Genomic DNA, 2593 nt, shown 5'->3' with positions numbered 1-2593 from the left:
GGAGGCTCCGCAAGCACTTTATGTAATAAATCTCCAAAATGCTTTTTGGTTAAAAAAAAGACTGTAAATGCATCCCCTGATGGTGGAAACGGAAAATATAACTATGAATAAAATCCCCACATCACTATCGGGGAATATACGCGTAGTTTTTTAGAAGCACGGCACTATCCACACTATTTGGCAGCCAGATTGAATAACTATTAGGGATACTAGGCTATAGGGGATAAATTTCTGGGAGTATTTAGTAGCTTACTAACTCTGGTAGTTTTGAAGCCATTAAAAATACAAACCTAAAGTTCATGAAAGTAGTTTTAAGTATGTATCCAGTGGCAAATTTTTGCAGAAGCTCTGAAAAACTTGAGGAAGAAACGTAAAGATCTTTTAGGGGTTTATTTTTTGGAGTGGAAACTGACTAATTTATTTGGAGCTATTTTTGCAAGCTACTGGAAACACTGGGCCCACACTGTATGGCGAACAGCTCTCGTCAGCCTGCGGTGTATGGCTCCGGGGTTGCGAACGATTCACAGAGCAGCGCAGGCACGCGAGATAGTGAAAATATTTTACCGTACCCCAAAAAGAAACCCCGGTAGCGCAACCGGTGAGGGACTCTTTTTTTAGAAACCTGACAGCCGGTATCGGTTGAGCCTGCCGAAGGCAGCTCGGAGGGTGAGAGCCACAGGCTCGAATCAATATGACTTTGCGCGCAGCGCGTCTCTCTTCTTTCCCTTTCTTAGTTTTTAATTTTTTAATTTTTTAATTTTTTAATTTTTTTCAGCCATAAAAAAAGGGCCACCCTGTTGGGTGGCCCTTTCGGATTAGAAGCCTGACGATGACCTACTCTCACATGGGGAAGCCCCACACTACCATCGGCGATGTTGCGTTTCACTTCTGAGTTCGGCAAGGGATCAGGTGGTTCCACAACTCTATTGTCGTCAGGCAAACTGGCTTGGGTTGGCGTTGGTCTTATAAGCAATCTGCTTGGCCTGCCGTGTTATCGCTGTTTGCCTCGGTCTGTTGACCGGCGATAACCCCAAATAAGTCGGTAAAACAATCTGTAGTAATACACCGCAAGCGATCATTGTGTGTCTTTCATTCCACAATCCGCTAGCTTAGCTAGTCGTTAGTAACCATCTCTGTTGTATGGTCAAGCCGCACGGGCAATTAGTACTGGTTAGCTCAACGCCTCACAACGCTTCCACACCCAGCCTATCAACGTGGTAGTCTTCCACGGCCCTTTAGGACTCTCAAGGAGTCAGGGAAATCTAATCTTGAAGGAGGCTTCCCGCTTAGATGCTTTCAGCGGTTATCCCGTCCGAACATAGCTACCGGGCAATGCCACTGGCGTGACAACCCGAACACCAGAGGTTCGTTCACTCCGGTCCTCTCGTACTAGGAGCAACTCTTCTCAAATTTCCAACGCCCACGGCAGATAGGGACCGAACTGTCTCACGACGTTCTAAACCCAGCTCGCGTACCACTTTAAATGGCGAACAGCCATACCCTTGGGACCGGCTTCAGCCCCAGGATGTGATGAGCCGACATCGAGGTGCCAAACACCGCCGTCGATGTGAACTCTTGGGCGGTATCAGCCTGTTATCCCCGGAGTACCTTTTATCCGTTGAGCGATGGCCCTTCCATACAGAACCACCGGATCACTATGACCTACTTTCGTACCTGCTCGACATGTCTGTCTCGCAGTCAAGCGCACTTATACCATTATGCTCATTGCATGATTTCCGACCATGCTGAGTGCACCTTCGTACTCCTCCGTTACTCTTTGGGAGGAGACCGCCCCAGTCAAACTACCCACCATACACTGTCCTCGATCCGGATAACGGACCAGAGTTAGAACCTCAAACATACCAGGGTGGTATTTCAAGGACGGCTCCACAGTAACTAGCGTTACTGCTTCAAAGCCTCCCACCTATCCTACACAAGTAGGCTCAAAGTTCAGTGCAAAGCTGTAGTAAAGGTTCACGGGGTCTTTCCGTCTAGCCGCGGGTACACTGCATCTTAACAGCGATTTCAATTTCACTGAGTCTCTGGTGGAGACAGCGTGGCCATCGTTACGCCATTCGTGCAGGTCGGAACTTACCCGACAAGGAATTTCGCTACCTTAGGACCGTTATAGTTACGGCCGCCGTTTACCGGGGCTTCGATCAAGAGCTTCGCCGAAGCTAACCCCATCAATTAACCTTCCGGCACCGGGCAGGCGTCACACCCTATACGTCCTCTTACGAGTTTGCAGAGTGCTATGTTTTTAATAAACAGTCGCAGCCACCTGGTCACTTCGACCGGCCTCAGCTTAGGGAGCAAGTCCCATCACCAAAACCGGCGTACCTTCTCCCGAAGTTACGGTACCATTTTGCCTAGTTCCTTCACCAGAGTTCTCTCAAGCGCCTTGGTATTCTCTACCTGACCACCTGTGTCGGTTTAGAGTACGATTCACTATTGCCTGAAGCTTAGAAGTTTTTCCTGGAAGCAGGGCATCAACCACTTCACCCACAAGTGGGCTTCGTCATCAATTCTCAGCCTTAGGGACCCGGATTTGCCTAAGTCCCCAGCCTACAACCTTAAACATGGACAACCAATC

2 rRNA genes (1 of these 2 running past the window's edge) are annotated in these 2593 nt (G+C 48.6%); both read right to left on the bottom strand.

Annotation, left to right across the window (positions count from 1 at the left end):
* Positions 1-821: 821 nt before the first annotated feature.
* Positions 822-937, bottom strand: a 5S ribosomal RNA gene (rrf, locus tag ACJJIT_RS20765).
* Between the two features lie 203 nt (positions 938-1140).
* Positions 1141-2593, bottom strand: a 23S ribosomal RNA gene (locus ACJJIT_RS20760) (it continues 1428 nt past the right edge of the window).

Source organism: Microbulbifer mixtoriginis (SeqCode) (assembly GCF_052467515.1).
The sequence above is the reverse complement of the archived record's forward strand: the minus strand, read 5'-3'. Positions and strand labels throughout refer to the sequence as shown.